This window comes from Streptomyces sp. NPDC050439, assembly GCF_040655335.1.
Taxonomy (GTDB): Bacteria; Actinomycetota; Actinomycetes; order Streptomycetales; family Streptomycetaceae; genus Streptomyces.
Genome location: NZ_JBFAJT010000001.1, coordinates 500,536 through 517,345 on the forward strand (window position 1 = coordinate 500,536; position 16,810 = coordinate 517,345).

The window sequence follows — 16,810 nt, forward strand, 5'->3', positions numbered from 1 at the left end:
CCGGCCCCGGAGGCACGGGTCGCGGGCGGGGGCGCCGGTCGCCGGACCGCCTCGATGCGGTACGAAGGACTCTGTGAACGAACAGAACCCGCCCGCGACCGTCCGTGTGTTCATCGCTCTCGCCCCGCCCGACGACGCGAAGCAGGAACTGGAACGGGCCCTCGGCCCCGCCTACCAGGCACATCCGCGCATGCGGTGGAACCGCGTCGAGGACTGGCACATCACGTTGGCGTTCCTCGGCGAGGTCCCCGTCTCCGTGGTGCCGCTTTTGTGTACGCCCCTCGAGCGCCTCGCCGCCACCCGCAAGCCCCTGAACCTGGCACTGCGTGGTGGCGGGCACTTCGACGAGCGGGTGCTGTGGAGCGGGATCTACGGAGACCTCGAAGAACTGCACCTGCTCGCCGACGAGGTGCGCGCCGTCGCGGACGGCTGCGGCGCCCCTCATGTGGGCCGGCCCTTCCGCCCCCATCTGACCCTGGCCCGCGCCCGTCGGGACACGCCGTCGTGCGCGGTGGAAGCCGCTGCCGGGCTCGCCGATTTCACCGGCCGCCTCTGGCAGGCCGAACGTCTGCACCTGGTCGCCAGCAACTACGGCCGCGGCCCGGGCCCCATTCACTACCGTGATGTCGGCGCCTGGAGCTTCGAGGAGGGTCCGCGCGCCTGACCCGCGGCGCGATGGCGCTGGTAGTGGCGCGCCGCGCGGGCCCGGTTCCCGCAGGAGGCCTTGCACCATTCCTGCCGGCCGTGGCTCTTGACGAAATAGCGCACACACCGAGGTGCCGTACAGGCACGCAGCTGCTCGCGCTGCGGGCCGCTCAGGAAGTCGATGGCGGCGCGGGCCAGGGCGGCCAGCAGATCGGCCCGCGGGTCCTGCTGCTCTGTCAGCAGCCGTACGGCGGGGGCCCCTTCGTGGGGCCACTCCAACTGAGGGGCGACCAACTGCCCGGCGGCGACCGCGTTGAGGTGAGTCAGCGCCAGGTCGGCGGGCATCAGGTGGCGGGCGTCGGCCGGGCTGGGCGGCTCGGGGCTCACCGCCCGCGCGAACAACGCCCGTACGGCTTGCCGCAGTTCGGTGACCGCCCGCCTGAGGTCCTCGTCCGCCGTCAGGTCCCCGGCCCTCACATGGGCGGGCAGCAGGCCCTCCTGAGCATGCGTCCAGCGGGTGAGTCCGTCGACCGTGGCCAGGTCGTCGGCGACTCCGCCGTCCCCGTCATGGCGGATCGTGCTCGCCAACTCCAGTGCCGGCCAGCGTTCCACAGGTCGCCTCCCTTGATCGCATCGCACGGAACACTCTACAGTCCCTAACGTTTAATTTATATTTTCCGTTAGGCATGGAGGAGACAGAGCGATGACGGCGTTGCTTGCCCACATCAGTGACCTGCACCTGGACGGCAGTGAACGGGCCACCCGGCGCGCCACGCACGTCATGGACTACCTGCGCGCCCTGCCCCACCCCGTCGACGCCCTCCTGGTCACCGGCGACATCGCCGACCACGGCGACGAGGCCGAGTACGAGGAAGCGGCGCAGATCCTGGCCGCCCCCTTCCCCGTCCTCACCTGCCCCGGCAACCACGACGCGCGCCCCGCCTACCGCAAGGCGCTGCTGGGCCTTGCGCCCGACGAAGGGCCCATCAACCAGGTCCACCACATCGCCGGCACAGCCGTCCTGATGTGCGACTCCACCATTCCCGGGCGCGACGAGGGGCTCTTGGACGCGGAGACACTCGCCTGGATCGACGCCACCCTCACCGCGCTCCCCCGCGACAACCCGGCGCTGCTCGCCTTCCACCAGCCGCCGGTCACGCTCCACCATCCCCTGCCCGACGCCCACTGCCTGCGACAGCCCGGACAACTCGCCGCACTGCTCGAAGCCCACCCCCACGTGGCCGCCGTCCTCACCGGCCACGCCCACACCGCGGCCGCGAGCACCTTCGCCGCGCGCCCGCTGATCGTCGGGCCCGCCATCACCTGGACACTGCGCCTGCCCTGGGAAGGCGACAAGCCCGCGGACCGCGAACAGCCCCCCGGCCTCGCCTTTCACATCCTCGACGACGACCGCCGCCTGACCACCCACTACCGCGTGCTGCCATGACAGCCGAGTGCCCCGCCCCCCGCATCACGGGGGCGGGGCGGCAGCGCTGCAGCCACAGCGCGGATGGAAGAACCCAGGCTATCGGCGGGCACTGACAATCGCGTGGCGCCTATGACTGCGGTGGTGCCTACGACTGCGGGGGCTGGTCCTGGTCCCTGCCGAGCTGGTCCCTGAACTTCTCCTGCGCCGTGTCGACCTGGCTCGAGTACTTGCCCTGGGTCTTGTCGTCGACGAAGTCACCCGCCTTGTCGACGCCCTTCCCGGCCTGGTCCTCGTGCCCCTTGAGCATCTGCTTGAGCTTGTCCATGACTGACATGGGCAGCCGCCTCTCTGTGTCGCCCCCACAACCAGGCTCACATCGCGCGGCATGATCCGCATCCGCTGGCCCACAGGGCCCCTCCCCGCTAGGCGGACTCCCGCACCACGAGCTCCGGCTCGAAGATCACCGAAGTGGGGTCGGTCCGTACGCCCTCGATCTGTTCCTGCAGCAGCCGTGCCATCTCCGCGCCCATCTCCTCGACCGGCTGGCGCACCGTGGTCAGCGGGGGCGTGCAGGTGACCGCCACGCTGGAGTCGTCGAAGCCGACCACCGCCACGTCCTTGGGCGCCTGTCTGCCCTGCTCCCGCAGGACCTGGCACACGCCCTGCGCCATCAGGTCGTTCGCCGCGAACACCCCGTCGACATCCGGATGCTCGACCAGCAGCCGGCGCATCGCCGCGGCCCCGCTCTCCAGGGTGAAACCGCCCTCGGCGACGGGGACGTAGGGCTGTCCGCCCCGCTCCATGCCGTCCTGGAACCCGGCGAGCCGTTCGCGGCCCGCCGGAATGTCCAGCGGGCCCGAGACCGTCGCCACCCGCCGGCAGCCGCGGCCCAGCAGATGCTCGGCGGCCAGCCTCGCCCCGTCCCGGTGCGCGAAGTCGACGAACGTGACGCGGGCCCGCAGCGAAGGGCGCGCGAAGAACACCGCGGGCACCCCGGCCTCGGCGAGCAGCTCCGGCAGCGGGTCCTGGGCATGCGTCGAGACGACGAGGGCGCCGTCCGCGTTGCCCTGGCGCAGATAGGTCAGAACCTGCTGCCGGGAGTCCTCCGTCTCCGCGAACATCAGCACCGGATGCATGGCACGCGGGCGCAGGAACCCCACCACGCCACTGACGGCGCGGCCGAAGAAGGGGTCGGCGAACACCCGCGCGGCGAACGCGTTCTGCGCCGTGTCCGTATGGTCTCCGGCGCCCGAGACGACCAGGGCGATGGTGCCCGCGCGCTGGGTCACCAGCGAGCGCGCGGCCCGGTTGGGCGCGTAGCCCGTACGCTCGATGGCCGCTCGGACCACGTCCTGGATGGCGGGGGCGACATTGCGCACGCCGTTGACCACCCGGGAGACGGTGGCGCGGGAGACCCCCGCTTCGCGCGCCACGTCCTCCAGCGTCGGCATCTGTCTGTCCATCCGGGAACACTAACGCCCCGCCATCGGGCGTCATAGAGCGCTCTCCCGCGCTCGCTCGCCGACGGCGGCGGCTCTACCCGCGCACCGTCGCCGTCAGGGGCAGATCTCCGGCGTCGCGGCCCGCGAGGACCTGCCAGTCACCCGCCTCGGTCCGCCACCGGTGCTCTTCCACGTCCCAGTGCCGCAGCATCCTGGCCGGTACCTCCACCGACGCCGTCACCGTCTCCCCCGGCTCCGCCCGCACCGTCGTGAAGCCCGCGAGCCAGCGGACGGGGCGTTCCACGGCGGAGTCCGGCCGCGCGAGGTAGACCTGCACCACTTCGCGTCCCGGGCGCGGGCCGCTGTTCCGCAACCGCACCTCGACGGCCAGGGCTGTTCCCGGCTCCTCCTGCGTACGCACGGCCCGAAGGCGGTCGTAGCTCCACGTCGTGTAGCCCAGGCCGTGACCGAACCAGTAGGCAGGTGCGCGGCCCGACCGCAGCCAGGCCCGGTAGCCGATGTGCAGGCCTTCCGCGTAGGCGAGCGTGCCGTCCCGTGGCCGGGTCTCGCGGACCGGCGCGTCCGCCAGCGTGGCTCCCCACGTGGTGGGCAGGCGTCCGCCCGGTTCGGCCCGTCCGAAGAGGACGTCGGCGAGCCCGGCCCCCGCTTCCTGTCCGGGGAACCACGACAGGAGCACCGCTCCGGCCTGCTCCCGCCAGGGCAGTTCCACGGGTCCGCCCGAGTTGACCACGACCACGGTGCGCGGATTCACGGCGGCGATCGCCGCGACCAGTTCGTCCTGACGGCCGGGAAGGGTCAGCGAGGTGCGATCGTGCCCCTCCGCTTCACTGCCCTCGGTGGTGCCGACGACGACCACGGCGACGTCCGCGGCCCGCGCGGCCTCCACCGCTTCGGACAGCGCCTGCTCGGGGTCCGGTTCGGGTTCCGCGGCCGTCACGACGAGCGCGCGACCGGTGTCCGGAGCCAGTTCCCTGCGGGCCACGACCTGCGCGCGATGGCCCGCGGGGAGCCATACCGAGGCGTGCCGGCGTGGCGGGTCGAGATGGATGACCGCGGGGTCCTCGGTGTCCCGGGCGAACTCCCCTTCCACCAGGCCCTGCCCGTCCACCACCAGACTCATCCGGCCGTAACCGCCCACGCCGAACGTCCACTTGCCTTCCTCGCCCGTGAGCAGCAGTGCGCTGACCTCGACGGTGTGTGCCTCCGGCGCCAGTGGAGGCTCCAACTGCCGCCCGGACAGGCGGTGTTCCGAGGAGAGCTCGCGCCCGTCCGCGGTCAGCACCCGCAGCAGCACTCCGGGCTCCCCGGTGAGGGGGTTCTCGCAGCGCGAGGCGTCCAGCGGCCTGGGCTGTCCGCCCAGGTCCGGTCCGGGCGCGTGCAGGAGCCGGGTCCGCCCCCGCAGCCGGGCCCGTATCCCGTCCAATGGTGTGACGACATCCGCGGGGAAGACCCCGGCGCTGCCTTCTCCCTGGAGCCGTGGCGCGGAGGCGTGCCGCCCGATGACCGCCACGCTGCGCAGAGCGGAGGCGTCCAGGGGCAGGACGTCCTCGTTGCGCAGGAGTACGGTGCCGGCCGCGACGGCCCGGCGCAGCAGGCGGCGGGCCGTGCCGCTGGGCCAGGCGCGCGGCGGGAGCCCGCGGCCGCCGCCGAGCGCGCCGACGCGGTCGGCCAGGGTGAGCAGACGCAGCACCTTGTCGTCGATCGCCTGCTCCGAGACGCCGCCGCTGCGGACCGCCGCCACCAGTGCCGCGCCCCACGGGCCTTCCGGACCGGGCATCGCGAGGTCCTGGCCCGTCACCGCGCTTTCCTCCGTCAGACGTACGGCGCCCCAGTCGGAGACGACGGCCCCGTCGAATCCCCACTCTCCTTTCAGCGGATCGGCCAACAGTCCGTTCGCGGTCATCGTCGTGCCGTTCACGCCGTTGTAGGCGCTCATGACGAGCCATACGCCCGCTCGGACGGCCGCTTCGAACGGGGCCAGATACACCTCGCGCAACGTCCGCTCGTCCACCCGTACGTCCAGGGTGAGCCGCTCGGTCTCCGAGTCGTTCGCCACGTAGTGCTTGGCGGTCGCGGCCACCCCGTGCCTCTGGACGCCGCGGATCAGGGCGGCCCCGGTCCGCGCGGCCAGTTCCGGGTCCTCGGAAAGGCACTCGAAGTGGCGCCCGCCAAGCGGCGTGCGATGCAGGTTCAAGGTGGGCGCCAGGACGGCGTGCACCCCCTTGCGCAGCGCCTCCAAGGCCAGCAGTTCGCCGAGTTCCCCGGCCAGCCGCTCGTCCCACAGCGCCCCCAGCGCGGAGGCGGAGGGCAGGAGCAACGACGAGCGACGCTCGTCCCACTCCTCCCCCCGCACCCCGGCGGGGCCGTCCGAGAAGACCATCTCCCGCAGCCCCACCGCTGGTTCGGCCCGGGTGCGCCACACGGTGGCTCCGGTCAGCAGCCCCACCTTGCGCTCAAGGTCCAGCCTGCCCACGAGCCGAAGCAGTTCGTCGCGCGTCATTCAGCCGTCACCTCACTTGTAGATGCCGAACTCGTAGAGCGAGTAGCCGTATCCGGTGCCTCGCTCCGTTCCGTTGATCCGCACGTAGCGGCCCGAACCGTTCACGTCGAAGTCGTCGACACCGCCGTTGCCGCCCCGCACCTCGTGCACGGTCCGCCAGTTCTGCCCGTCGTCCGAGGTCTGGATCGTGTACGTCTTCGCGTACGAGGTCTCCCAGTTGAGCTGGACGTGCTTGAAGGAGGTGGTGGAGCCCAGGTCGACCTGGAGCCACTGCGGATCGCTCCAGTCGCTGGCCCACCGCGTGTTCTGCTTGCCGTCGACCGCGTTGGCCGCGGTGCAGGGGCAGTCGCCGCTGCCCGGCTGGAAGGACGAGGCGGTCGCGGGCTTGCCCTGGGCGATGTTCGTGCCGTCGACCGGCGGCACCACCACGCGCACGGACCGTGTCTCGATGCCGACGTTGCCCTTGCCGTCGCTGACCTTGACGTAGATCTTCCAGACGCCCGGCTTGTCCGGGGCAGTGACCTTCAGGCGGCCCGGCCCCTGGTCCGTGGCGGCCAGCGGGGTGAGCTCCTTGCTCTTGTCCACGTACATGCTGTTGGCGAGCACCTCGTAGGAGAGCGCGTCACCGTCGGGGTCGCTGACCTTCGTCGTGAGCGTGAGCGGACTGCCCGCCGCGACCTTGCCCGCGTCGCCGTCGACGGCCAGATCAGTGATGACCGGCGGGGTGTTGTCACCGGCCGTGCTGCCCTTGTAGGCCTTCTTCACGGCGTAGTACGAGAGTCTCTTCTGGCCCGCGGGAAGCAGGTTGAACCACACGCCGCCGAAGTCGTACTCCGTTCCGTAGTGGAACATGGTGGCGCCGAGCGCAACGCCCCGGTGGCCGGTGACGCAGTCCCAGGCCTTGGTGTAACCGGCGGCCTTCGCCAGGTCGGTGGGCTCCTCGGGAACCCCGTTGGCGTCGTCGGGAACCTCCCACTCACCGACCGGCCCCGACTCGGTGACTATGTAGGGCTTGTCGTAACCGCCCTGCTCCCAGTCCGACTTGATGTCACACGTGGCGTCATAGGCGTTGACGGCGTACAGGTCCAGGTCGGGGGCGTTCTTCTTGTAGTACGGCCAGGCCCCGGTCCAGGCGTCGGTGGACGTGACGGGGTGATCGGGGTCCACCGCGTGGATCTTCTTGGCGACGTCGTTGACGAAGGTGGTGTACGCGTTGCGCTGCTTCTCCAGCTCATCACCGGCGTAGCAGTTCTGCAGGCCCAGCACCGACTCGTTGCCCACGTTCCACATCAGGACGCCGGGGTGATCCTTGTAGGTGCCGACCCACTTGGGGAACTCCTCGAGCATCTGGTTCTTGTACGCGGTGTCCGTCAGATAGTTGACACAGCCGCCGCTTCCCGGGCCGCCGCCGGGCTGCAGCCAGAAGCCCGCGACGACCTTGACTCCATGGGTGGCAGCGGAGTCGAACAGCGGCTTGCTGGAGGCGTCGGTGCCCCAGGTCCGGATGGTGTTGACGCCCATGGACCGCAGATCGGGCATGTACTTGTCCGCGTCAGCGACGGACGGGCCCCAGGTCAAGCCCTTGACCTGGTAGGGCGAGCCGTCGACGGTGAGCTGCCAGTTGCCTTGCGAGCCGGTCACCTTCACGACGCTGCCGGCCGCGTGCGCCTGCTGGGCGGGGAGCGCGAGCGCGCCGGTCACGAGCAGGCCCGCGGTGGCGGGCGCGACGATGCCGCGGAGGGAGCGGGCGGTACCAGGTCTACGCATGGGGGTCTCCTGGGCGAGGGGGGGTGAGGAGGATGCGGTACGGGACGGGAGATGAGGTGCGAGATGAGGTGCGGCGCCTGCGAAGGGCGGAAGGGAGTCCGCCCTTCGCAGGCCGAGGTCACGGCAGCTCGTAGTTCTCGTCGAGCGCCGCGCCCGCTTCGGGGTGGGTCTGGTCGTAGCCGCGCGGGTCGCACTGCAGCCCGCCGACGATGCAGTGGTCCACCAGGGCCTTCAACGTCGCGTCGTCCCACGCGCTGAAGAAGTCGTAGTGGAAGGAGTGGCCTGTCCCACTCGCCAGGCGGACCTTCGACATGTCCCCGTTGACGGGGAACGCCATCTTGAACTCGATCATCGGCAGGGCGACGGGGTGACTCGTCGGGCAGACGTTGTCGTTGGTGCCGTTCTTGACCACCGGGTAGGACATGTGACTCTGGTGATCAGGAGCGTCCAGCGTCTTGCCGTCCCAGCAACTGGGCGCCTGGAAGCGGATGTTGAGCTGAGTGTCCCGGCTCGTGGGGCAGTTCTCGGGGAAATCGACGTTGAAATAGCTCTCCCCGCACTCCCACCCTTCGACGAAGCCGGGGTGGTCACGGAATTCCTGCGCGGACTGCATCGGACTGCCGACGACGAACCGCAGACCCTTGGGGAACGGCCGCACACTCGTGTAGTCGGTGACCCCGGCCTTGTAGTAGATCGTCTGGTCCCCTACGGGCCGCACCTCCTGGTCGCCGTTGAACAAGGTGGGCATCCAGTACGCCGACCTGTCGCCCGGGGCGAGGCACTTGGTGGAACCGGCGTCCAGGGACGCCGTGGTGCTGTGCGCGTTCGTCGTGGTGTTCCCCATGAACGTGTGGTCGTGCGACTTGCCGGGCTGCCCCGGATAGACGATGGGGTCATCGGGGGCGGTATGCGTGACCGAACAGTGCGCCTGGAACTCATGGAAATATCGGTGCGGCGGTTGCGCCGCCGATGACTTGGCGCCGGTCACGGGCTGCTTCGCTGGGATGTACCCGTCCTCGTCGGCGTCCTCCGCCGACATACGGGTGGACGCGGCCATGGTGTGTCCCGCGTGCTCGGTCGCGGCCGTCGACGTCCGGGACTCGGACGCGTGGTCGGCGCTCACCGCGATGCCGCCGAAGCCGAGCGAGCTCAGTATCAGGGCGCCCGCGATCAGCGCTCCTGAGATCGTTCTCGATCTCCGTGCCATGGAGACCTCCTGCCACGTGGAGAGGGATGTGGGGACCGGCCTGCCGGGAGCCGTGGCCGTGCGCTCCCGGGCGCCGGGGCTTGGCACCCTGCCCGGAAACCGGTTGGGAGAGCGCTCTCCCGGAGTGTTCCCACCGTGACGCGAGCGTGTCAAGAGAGGGGGCAGCACCGAAGTCCCGCAACTGTGGTCCGACTAGGGGCATTTGCCGTACGAGGACGCCTGCTCGCGCGTCCGTGTCCGATCCGGCGACGTAACTTCCCGCTGTTCAGGGGGTTTTGAGGCACCGGCGGCGCCGAGCTTCAGCCGCTTCGGCGCCAACAGGGCGTCACTCGGGGCGCGGCAAGGAGTGGGTGCGCCGGCGTTGACGTGTCATTCAGGGGCGAGGAGGATGCAACTCGGGAGAGCGCTCTCCTGACGTTCTTCGCGGGCCGGCAACGAGCGGCGGGGCCGGGACGCGTACGTCCCGGCCCCGCGTTGGTTCTGCTTCAGAGACCCTGGGTGCTGGAGATGTCCGGGGCGACCACGCCAGAGCCGGCGCCGGTCAGCGGCGGGGCGTCCTTGTCCCACTGCGCGGCGTCATCGATCACATCCAGAGTGCCCGACGCGCGGGCGGGTTCCCTCACGTCCGCGGTGTCCGCGCCCTGGGGCGGGCTGATCGCGGCGATGACAGCCCCGGCGGCGAGAGAGGCAACGGCCAGTACGCTTCGCTTCTTCATACCGGGGTCAACTCCCCTACGCTCATAAGGGCACGGCCTGGCCCCCGAGATCACTACAGCGGACGTCCACGGTTCCGGTCCAGGACAGGGGTTGACGGAGCCTACGCTGTGCGGATGTTGGTCTACGCCCCCGCGGCCCTCCTCTTCCTCGTCTTCTGCGTGCGCGTGGTGCGCGAGCGCAGGAAGTTCAGCAATGCCGTGATCCTGGGGCTCGCCGGGCTCTGCGCACTCGCGGCCTGGCTGTTCCAACTGGTCAGGTCCGGCTCGGCGTCGGGTCAGGCCGTGGCGTGGGCCCTGCTGGTCCTCGGCGCCCTGAGCATCCTCGTGCTGACGTGCTTCCTGTTCTCCAACGGCCTGCAGATGGTGCGCAAGGAGGGCAGGAGTCCGACCAACCTGCTGTCGCTGGTGGCGGCGTTGGCGATCCTGGCGGTCGTGGCGCTGGTGGTCCTGGCCGTGGTCGTACGGACGCCGGTGTGGGTCGGGGTGGGAACCGCGGCCGGTGGCCTTGCCGCCTATCTCGCGTTCCTGTTCCTCTGCTTCGTCGGTTACGCGTTCCTCTACGGGCGGCTGCGCGTGCACCGCAAGGCCGACTTCGTGGTCGTACTCGGCTCGGGGCTCGTCGGTGGGTCCACCGTGCCGCCCCTGCTGGCCAGTCGCCTCAGGCGGGCACAGTCGGTGCACGCGCGCCTGGCCGAGCGGGGCGATGCGCCGGTGCTGATCACGTCGGGGGGCCAGGGGCCGGACGAGGATCTGCCGGAGTCCCACGCAATGGCCGACGATCTGGTCGACCACGGCTTCCCCGCCGCCCTGATCGAGCGGGAGGACCGCTCGACGACGACCGAGGAGAATCTGCGGTTCAGCAAGGCGATCATGGAGAAGGCGAAGCCGGACTACCGGTGCGTCATCGTCACGAACAACTACCACGCCTTCCGTGCCGCCCTCACCGCCCGGCGGACCGGGATCAACGGCCAGGTGGTGGGCTCACCCACGGCCGCGTACTTCTGGCCCACCGCGACGATCCGCGAGTTCGCCGCCGTCCTCGTCGCCTACAAGCGGACCAACGCGGCGATCTGCCTGCTGCTCGTACTCGGCGGAGTGCTCGCCTGGTGGGCACAGCGCAACGGCTCCGGGTGACGCGTCGGCCGCCTTCCGGGGGCTACGAGCGGGGCTACGAGCGACGGCGGGGCTTGCCCCGCTTGGCGGCCTTCGGCGCGCCGCCGGAACCGCCGCGCGCGTTCTTGCCCGACTTTCCGGCGGGCTTGCCCGTCTTCGCCGCGGGCTTGCCCGTGGTCGGCTTCCGGCGGGCGGCCCCCTTGTCGGGGCTCTTGCGCTTGGACGGGTCCGATGCCGACGTGGCGGCGGGAGACTGGGAGCGGCCGCGGGAGCTGTTGACGGTGCGCCCTCGCACGATCCCGATGAAGTCCTCCACCAGGTCCGTGGTGGCGTCCTCGGGCCAGGACAGCGCGACCCGCGACTCGGGGGCTTCGGTGAGCGGCCGGTAGGTGAGGTCCTTGCGGTGGTGCAGACGGGCGAGCGACTGGGGGACGGCGAGGACGCCGATGCCCGCCGCCACCAGCTCGATGGCGTCCGCCGTCGTCGCGGGGCGCTCGTTCGCGGGCTGACCGGGCAGCTTCTCCCACCCGAGGGTGTCGTCGAGGGGGTGCAGGATGATCTCGTCCGCCAGATCCTCGGCGGTCACTTCGTCGACCGCCGCGATCACGTGGTCCTTGGGGATCACCACGACCGTCGTCTCGGTGTAGAGGGGGATCGCACTGAGGTCCGTACGGTCGACGGGGAGACGTACGAAACCGGCGTCGGCGCCGCCGCCGCGCAGCAGCTCGAAAGCCTCGCCCGGGTCCACGGCCACGAGGGTCAGCGGCACGTCGGGCAGCCGCTCGTTCCAGATCCGCACCCACTTGGTGGGTGTCACCCCCGGGACGTACGCGAGCCTGAAAGAAGGGGTCACCTGCGAGTCCGTCACTCCGCCAGGTTACCGGTCGTGGTCGGCGGTAGCTCACGCGCTCGATACCCTGGGGAGCATGACGTCGCACCAGACCGCCCAGACCATGAAGCCCGCGACCGCGGCGAAGAAGCTGGGTGTGTACCTCGAGGCCACCCCCGCCGAGTTCCAGGAGGGTGTCGTCTCGCGCACCGAGCTGACCGCCCTGCAGACCGAGCCGCCCGAGTGGCTCCAGGAGCTGCGGCGCACCGGACCGCACCCCCGGCCGGTCGTCGCGTCGAAGCTCGGTGTGTCCATCGCCGGTCTCGCGCGTGGCGGGGTCACGGAGGCCCTCACCACGGAGCAGATCGAAGCGATCAAGACCGACAACCCGGAGTGGCTGCAGAAGGAGCGCGCCACCCAGGCCGAGGTCCGCAAGGAGACGGTACGCATCAAGGAGAAGAACGCCGCGGAGCAGGAGCGCCGGTCGCGTTCCTGACCACGCCCGGACTTCGTAGCCCCCGGACCCTGACGCGGTCAGCCCGGGGGCTCCGTCATGCCGCGCGGCTCCCCGCCCTGATGTCCGACCCCGTGGCGGGGGTGTCCGGGGCCCCTGCGATGCTGATGGTGTGGTCCTCACCCCCGCAGTGCCGGAACCGATAACCGCCGATCCGCCCTCCTCCGCCGAGAATCCGCTGCTCACGCAGTCGTGGCTGGACCTTGCCTTCGTGCACTGGGCCATGGACCCCGCGGATGTCGCGCCGCTTTTGCCAGCCGGTACGGTTCCCGATCTCCACGACGGGGTGACCTATGTGGGTCTGGTCGCGTTCCGCATGCACCGGGTCGGCTGGTTCCGGCTCCCGGGCATCCCGTACCTGGGAACGTTTCCCGAGACCAACGTCCGCCTGTACTCGGTGGACGCCCATGGCCGCCGCGGCGTCGTCTTCCGCTCCCTCGACGCCTCTCGCCTGATTCCGGTGGCGGTCGCGCGCGGCGCCTTCCGGTTGCCGTACCAGTGGTCGCGGATGAGCATTCGGCACAGCGGCGACACCGTCACGTACACGAGTGCGCGGCGCTGGCCGGGGCCGCGGGGCGCGCACAGCCGTATCGCGGTCCGGGTGGGCGAGCGGGTCGAGGAGCCCACCGACTTCGAGCATTTCCTGACGGCCCGCTGGGGCATGCACAACACGTTCTTCGGACGGCAGATGTTCCTGCCGAACGTGCATCCCCGGTGGCCGCTGCACCGGGCCGACCTGATCGAGTGCGACGAGGACCTGGTCGCGGCGGCGGGGCTGCCGCGGCCGGTCGGGGACCCGGTGAGCGTGCTGTACTCGCCGGGTGTCCCGGTCCGTTTCGGGCGTCCTGCCCGGCCCGGCGGTATCCCGACTCCCTGACGTACGCCCCGACGGCGTACGACACCGTCCCGCTCCGCCGTCACAGTGAGCCGGGCACGACGAACAGACCCCAGGTGACGAGGGGTCCGATCAGGCTGATGCCGAGCCCCCAGGCCATCAGGCGGCGGAAGACGAAGTCGCGTTGTTCCGCAGGGGTGTTGGCGGTCACCAGGGCTCCGCTGGTGGAGAACGGCGAGGCGTCCACGACGGACGCGGAGATGGCCAGTGCCGTGATGAGCCCGACGGCCCCCACCTCGCCGGCGAGCAGGAAGGGCACGGCCAGCGGAATCAGCGCGCCGAGCATTCCGGTGGTCGAGGCGAAGGCCGAGACCAGGGCGCCGATGAGGCAGATCAGGAGGGCTCCGACGAGGGGCGCCTGGATGGAGGCCACCTGTTCGCCCAGGTAGTCGATGGTTCCCATGCGCTCCATCTGGCTCACGTAGGTGACGATGCCGCAGACAAGGAGCACGGTCGACCACGCGCACCGGTCCACGGCGCCGGTGACCGACTTCGGTGAGACCAGGGAGAGGACGACGGTGATGGTGAGTGCCATCAGGCCGACGTCGAGGTCGAAGAAGAGCGCTCCGGCGACCAGGCCGAGCAGACCGGCGAGGGTGAGGGCGCGCGGGCCGTCGAGCCTGAGGGGTTCTTCTGGCGTCGTGGGCGCTGTGGTCGTGGCGACGGCCAGAGCGCTGCGGGGTTCGGCTCCGGACCCGCCCGGCGGTGGTGCGTCGTGGTGCCGTTCGGTGCCGGCGCTTCCCCCTCCGCCGCCCTTATACGCCCCCACTCGTTGCCCGAGCAATTGTCGGCCGCCGAAGGTGAAGAAGACGATGACGCACAGTGCGACGTTGAACAGGAACGAGGCGGTGAACAGGAGAGCCGGGTTGCCCGGCAGGTCGTTCCGCTCGACCACGTTGTTGGTGATGCTGCCGAACACGCCGATCGGCGAGAAGCCGCCCGCACTGGCTCCGTTGGCGATGAGCAGGCCCATGAGGACCGGGTTGATTCCGTACGCGACGGCGAAGCCGAGACCGATGGGGGCCACGATGCCGACCGCCGCCGGGGTGACCGCGCCGACCGCGGTGAGCAGGGCGGTGACGAGGAACATGACCCAGGGGATGAGGGCGATCCGCCCGCGCACGGCCCGCACCGCCGCGTTGACGAGCCAGTCCACGGTGCCGTTGTTCTTCGCTATGGCGAACAGGAGAGTGACGCCGACCAGGACGACGAACAGATCACCGGGGAAGCCGGAGAAGAGGTCGTCCGTCGACTCGTCGGCCACGGTGGAGCCGACGACGAATGCGGCCACGAGTGCGAGGGCGCCCAGGTGGACGGCCGAGAAGGTGGCGATGGCGAAGACAAGGACCAGAGCGAGGATGGAGATGACTTGATCTGACACGAGGGCTCCCTTGCCGTCGGCCGATGGTCATGTCGCGGTGCGCCGGAGCACGGGAAAGGTGCGCGGGGCGCCGGGGGGTGCGCGGCGGATGAGGGCGCGCACGGACGTCCACCCGTGGACCGAAGCAGCCCAGGGGTGATGATTAATTCCGCCTGGCGGAATTGAGCTTTCGCAATGGGGAGTATTGGAGCGCACTTCCCAGGGCGTCAAGGGGAACGCCCGAATGCGTTCCGCGCGGCGAACGCCGTCGCCTCGCTGCGCGGAACCCGCTAGCGACCCGCCGCGAGCCCACCCTGGGAGCCGCCTGCGGCGCCACCCGCCGCCCCCTGTCGCGGATGCCCCAATGCCGCGCTGACCTGCCGCGCCGTCTCACACACCTGCGCGCCGTACGCCGCGCTCGCCTCCTGAGTCATCCGGCTCGTCGGCATGTTGACGCTGATGCTGGCGACCGGCACCCCCGACTCGTCCCACACGGCCGCCGCCACCGCGGACACGTCGTCGCGCCACTCCCCGCCGTTGGTCGCGTACCCCCGCTCCCTGATCCGCGCGAGCTCGGCGAGCAGTCGCTCCTTGTCCGTGATGGTCGAGTCGGTGAACCCCTCAAGCCCCGCGTCCAGTTGCCGGCCAATCACTTCCTGCGGGCTCGCGGCCAGGACCGCCTTGCCGTTCGCGGAGGCGTGGATGGGCAGTTGGGTGCCGAGCGCCAGGATGATCCGCACCGGCTTGGACGTCTCCAGGCGCTCGATCAGGACCACCTTGTCGCCGTCCGGCACGGTCAGGTGAACCGTCTCGTCGATGCGCCGGCGCAGCTCTTCCATGATCGGCAGGGCGACGTCACGCAGGCTCAGCTCCCCCGTGGCACGGCGTCCGACCTGCAACGCCTTGGTGGTCACCACCCAGCGGGTGACCTCGCCCGCGGCCGGGCGGATCCAGCCCGCCTCGTGCAGTGTGCGCAGGGCTCGCTGCGCCGAGCTCTTGGGCAGCTCCAGCCTCCTGGCCAGGTCGGCCACGCCGATCGGCTGCCGCGCCGCGACCTCTTCCAGCACGCGAAGTGCGTTGAGAACGCTCTGCATCCGTTGACTCCCCACCCGGTCGGCCCTACGCTCCCCGTGCCACCTTACGACACACCGTGCCACAATGCGGCACGCTTTTCAAGGGAGTTGGCCACTGTGACCTCTCGACCCGGGCGGCACTTCCTGCAGATACCAGGCCCCACCAACGTCCCCGACCAGGTACTGCGCGCCATGTCGGCGCCGACGATCGACCACAGGGGCCCACACTTCGCCGCGCTCACCACGGAGTTGCTCGCCTCGCTGAAACCGGTCTTCGGCACCACCGGGCCCGTCGTGGTCTTCCCCGGCTCCGGCACCGGCGCCTGGGAGGCAGCCCTGGTCAACACACTCAGCGCCGGAGACCGCGTCCTGCACGTGGAGACCGGCCACTTCGCCACGCTCTGGCAGCAGATGGCGGGCAGCCTCGGTCTCGACGTCGACTTCCTGCCCGGCGACTGGCGCCACGGCGCGTCCCCCGAGGCCGTCGCCGAACGCCTCGCGGCCGACGGCGGCCATACGATCAAGGCCGTCTGCGTGGTGCACAACGAGACGTCGACCGGCGTGACGAGCCGGGTGCCCGAGATCAGGCGGGCGATGGACGCGACGGGACACCCGGCGCTGTTGCTCGTCGACACGATCTCCTCGCTGGGTTCGATCGACTACCGACACGACGAGTGGGGCGTGGACGTCACCGTCGCCGGGTCCCAGAAAGGCCTGATGCTCCCGCCGGGGCTCGGCTTCAACGCGGTGAGCGACAAGGCCCTGGCCGCGTCCCGCACCGCACGCCTGCGCACGTCCTACTGGGACTGGCAGCCGATCATCGAGGCGAACCGGCGCGGCTTCTTCCCCTACACCCCCGCCACCAACCTCCTCTACGGCCTCGCCGAAGCGCTGCGGATGCTGCACGCCGACGGGCTGCAGGCCGTCTTCGCCCGGCACGACCGCCATGCGGCCGCCACCCGTGCCGCCGTACGCGGCTGGGGACTTGAGGTGCTCTGCGCCGACGAACGCGAGCACTCGTCCTCGCTGACCGCGGTACTCATGCCCGACGGCCAGGACGCCGACAAGGTGCGCGAGATCATCCTCGAACGGTTCGACATGTCCCTGGGCGCGGGTCTCGGCAAGCTCGCCGGACGGATCTTCCGCATCGGGCACCTCGGCGACCTCAACGACCTGACGCTGGCGGGCACCCTCGCCGGAGTGCAGATGGGCCTGCAACTGGCCGGCGTACGCGTCGATCCCGACGGCCTCACCGCCGCCCTGGACGTCCTGCGCGCCGAGTGACGGCGGCCGCGCGCC

General features: G+C 70.7%; 16 protein-coding genes. 6 read left to right on the plus strand and 10 right to left on the minus strand.

Features of this window, described 5'->3' with window-relative positions; all coding sequences use genetic code 11:
- Positions 1 to 73: 73 nt before the first annotated feature.
- Entirely contained in the window at positions 74 to 664 is a 591-nt protein-coding gene (thpR, locus tag AB0I66_RS02365; protein WP_363205790.1) for an RNA 2',3'-cyclic phosphodiesterase, read from the plus strand.
- Here thpR and AB0I66_RS02370 read toward each other — a convergent pair.
- A complete protein-coding gene (locus tag AB0I66_RS02370; RefSeq protein ID WP_363205791.1) occupies positions 616 to 1,257 on the minus strand; it encodes a CGNR zinc finger domain-containing protein in 642 nt (213 codons plus the stop codon). The genes thpR and AB0I66_RS02370 overlap by 49 nt on opposite strands.
- Positions 1,258 to 1,348: 91 nt before the next feature.
- Here AB0I66_RS02370 and AB0I66_RS02375 point away from each other — a divergent pair, with 91 nt between their 5' ends.
- Positions 1,349 to 2,092 carry a metallophosphoesterase gene (locus AB0I66_RS02375; RefSeq protein ID WP_363205792.1) on the plus strand — a complete coding sequence of 248 codons (744 nt, stop codon included), beginning with the start codon at positions 1,349 to 1,351 and terminating at the stop codon, positions 2,090 to 2,092.
- A 127-nt stretch (positions 2,093 to 2,219) separates the two neighbouring features.
- On the opposite strand, the gene AB0I66_RS02380 is transcribed toward AB0I66_RS02375, so the two are convergent.
- The 6 genes from AB0I66_RS02380 to AB0I66_RS02405 all read right to left on the minus strand — a co-directional run bounded on the left by AB0I66_RS02380 (position 2,220) and on the right by AB0I66_RS02405 (position 9,727).
- Positions 2,220 to 2,408, minus strand: coding sequence for an antitoxin (locus AB0I66_RS02380; RefSeq protein WP_363205793.1), 189 nt, complete (start codon positions 2,406 to 2,408; stop codon positions 2,220 to 2,222).
- An 88-nt stretch (positions 2,409 to 2,496) separates the two neighbouring features.
- The gene (locus AB0I66_RS02385; protein ID WP_363205794.1) at positions 2,497 to 3,537 is read right to left on the minus strand and encodes a LacI family DNA-binding transcriptional regulator; all 1,041 of its coding nucleotides are present in this window, start codon (positions 3,535 to 3,537) and stop codon (positions 2,497 to 2,499) included.
- Between the two features lie 73 nt (positions 3,538 to 3,610).
- Positions 3,611 to 6,037, minus strand: coding sequence for a glycoside hydrolase family 3 C-terminal domain-containing protein (locus AB0I66_RS02390; protein WP_363205795.1), 2,427 nt, complete (start codon positions 6,035 to 6,037; stop codon positions 3,611 to 3,613).
- Positions 6,038 to 6,049: 12 nt separating this feature from the next.
- Positions 6,050 to 7,804, minus strand: coding sequence for a discoidin domain-containing protein (locus tag AB0I66_RS02395; protein ID WP_363205796.1), 1,755 nt, complete (start codon positions 7,802 to 7,804; stop codon positions 6,050 to 6,052).
- Positions 7,805 to 7,922: 118 nt separating this feature from the next.
- Positions 7,923 to 9,011, minus strand: coding sequence for a DUF1996 domain-containing protein (locus AB0I66_RS02400; protein ID WP_363205797.1), 1,089 nt, complete (start codon positions 9,009 to 9,011; stop codon positions 7,923 to 7,925).
- A 485-nt stretch (positions 9,012 to 9,496) separates the two neighbouring features.
- Entirely contained in the window at positions 9,497 to 9,727 is a 231-nt protein-coding gene (locus tag AB0I66_RS02405) for a hypothetical protein (protein ID WP_363205798.1), read from the minus strand.
- Positions 9,728 to 9,841: 114 nt separating this feature from the next.
- Here AB0I66_RS02405 and AB0I66_RS02410 point away from each other — a divergent pair, with 114 nt between their 5' ends.
- Positions 9,842 to 10,861 carry a YdcF family protein gene (locus AB0I66_RS02410; RefSeq protein WP_363205799.1) on the plus strand — a complete coding sequence of 340 codons (1,020 nt, stop codon included), beginning with the start codon at positions 9,842 to 9,844 and terminating at the stop codon, positions 10,859 to 10,861.
- 34 nt (positions 10,862 to 10,895) lie between these two features.
- On the opposite strand, the gene AB0I66_RS02415 is transcribed toward AB0I66_RS02410, so the two are convergent.
- Positions 10,896 to 11,708, minus strand: a complete 813-nt coding sequence (locus AB0I66_RS02415) for a LysR substrate-binding domain-containing protein (RefSeq protein ID WP_363205800.1) — start codon at positions 11,706 to 11,708, stop codon at positions 10,896 to 10,898.
- Positions 11,709 to 11,766: 58 nt separating this feature from the next.
- On the opposite strand from AB0I66_RS02415, the gene AB0I66_RS02420 reads away from it, so the two are divergent.
- Both AB0I66_RS02420 and AB0I66_RS02425 read left to right on the plus strand, forming a co-directional pair.
- Entirely contained in the window at positions 11,767 to 12,165 is a 399-nt protein-coding gene (locus AB0I66_RS02420) for a DUF5997 family protein (RefSeq protein ID WP_363205801.1), read from the plus strand.
- Positions 12,166 to 12,295: 130 nt separating this feature from the next.
- Positions 12,296 to 13,060 (plus strand): DUF2071 domain-containing protein, encoded by a 765-nt coding sequence (locus AB0I66_RS02425; protein ID WP_363205802.1) that lies wholly within the window; start codon positions 12,296 to 12,298, stop codon positions 13,058 to 13,060.
- Between the two features lie 40 nt (positions 13,061 to 13,100).
- Here the strand turns inward: AB0I66_RS02425 and AB0I66_RS02430 are convergent, their stop codons facing one another.
- The gene (locus AB0I66_RS02430) at positions 13,101 to 14,459 is read right to left on the minus strand and encodes an SLC13 family permease (protein ID WP_363205803.1); all 1,359 of its coding nucleotides are present in this window, start codon (positions 14,457 to 14,459) and stop codon (positions 13,101 to 13,103) included.
- Between the two features lie 269 nt (positions 14,460 to 14,728).
- The gene (locus tag AB0I66_RS02435; protein ID WP_363205804.1) at positions 14,729 to 15,532 is read right to left on the minus strand and encodes an IclR family transcriptional regulator; all 804 of its coding nucleotides are present in this window, start codon (positions 15,530 to 15,532) and stop codon (positions 14,729 to 14,731) included.
- Between the two features lie 96 nt (positions 15,533 to 15,628).
- On the opposite strand from AB0I66_RS02435, the gene AB0I66_RS02440 reads away from it, so the two are divergent.
- Positions 15,629 to 16,795: an aminotransferase class V-fold PLP-dependent enzyme gene (locus AB0I66_RS02440; protein ID WP_363205805.1), complete on the plus strand. Its 1,167-nt coding sequence runs from the start codon at positions 15,629 to 15,631 to the stop codon at positions 16,793 to 16,795.
- The last annotated feature ends 15 nt before the right edge of the window (positions 16,796 to 16,810 follow it).

Excerpts from the sequence above, each read along its gene's own strand:
- AB0I66_RS02375 (WP_363205792.1), top strand. The coding sequence starts at position 1,349 with ATGACGGCGTTGCTTGCCCACATCAGTGACCTGCACCTGGACGGCAGT.
- AB0I66_RS02395 (WP_363205796.1), bottom strand. The coding sequence starts at position 7,804 with ATGCGTAGACCTGGTACCGCCCGCTCCCTCCGCGGCATCGTCGCGCCC.
- AB0I66_RS02420 (WP_363205801.1), top strand. The coding sequence starts at position 11,767 with ATGACGTCGCACCAGACCGCCCAGACCATGAAGCCCGCGACCGCGGCG.
- AB0I66_RS02380 (WP_363205793.1), bottom strand. The coding sequence starts at position 2,408 with ATGTCAGTCATGGACAAGCTCAAGCAGATGCTCAAGGGGCACGAGGAC.
- AB0I66_RS02390 (WP_363205795.1), bottom strand. The coding sequence starts at position 6,037 with ATGACGCGCGACGAACTGCTTCGGCTCGTGGGCAGGCTGGACCTTGAG.
- AB0I66_RS02410 (WP_363205799.1), top strand. The coding sequence starts at position 9,842 with ATGTTGGTCTACGCCCCCGCGGCCCTCCTCTTCCTCGTCTTCTGCGTG.
- AB0I66_RS02435 (WP_363205804.1), bottom strand. The coding sequence starts at position 15,532 with ATGCAGAGCGTTCTCAACGCACTTCGCGTGCTGGAAGAGGTCGCGGCG.
- AB0I66_RS02405 (WP_363205798.1), bottom strand. The coding sequence starts at position 9,727 with ATGAAGAAGCGAAGCGTACTGGCCGTTGCCTCTCTCGCCGCCGGGGCT.
- AB0I66_RS02385 (WP_363205794.1), bottom strand. The coding sequence starts at position 3,537 with ATGGACAGACAGATGCCGACGCTGGAGGACGTGGCGCGCGAAGCGGGG.
- AB0I66_RS02400 (WP_363205797.1), bottom strand. The coding sequence starts at position 9,011 with ATGGCACGGAGATCGAGAACGATCTCAGGAGCGCTGATCGCGGGCGCC.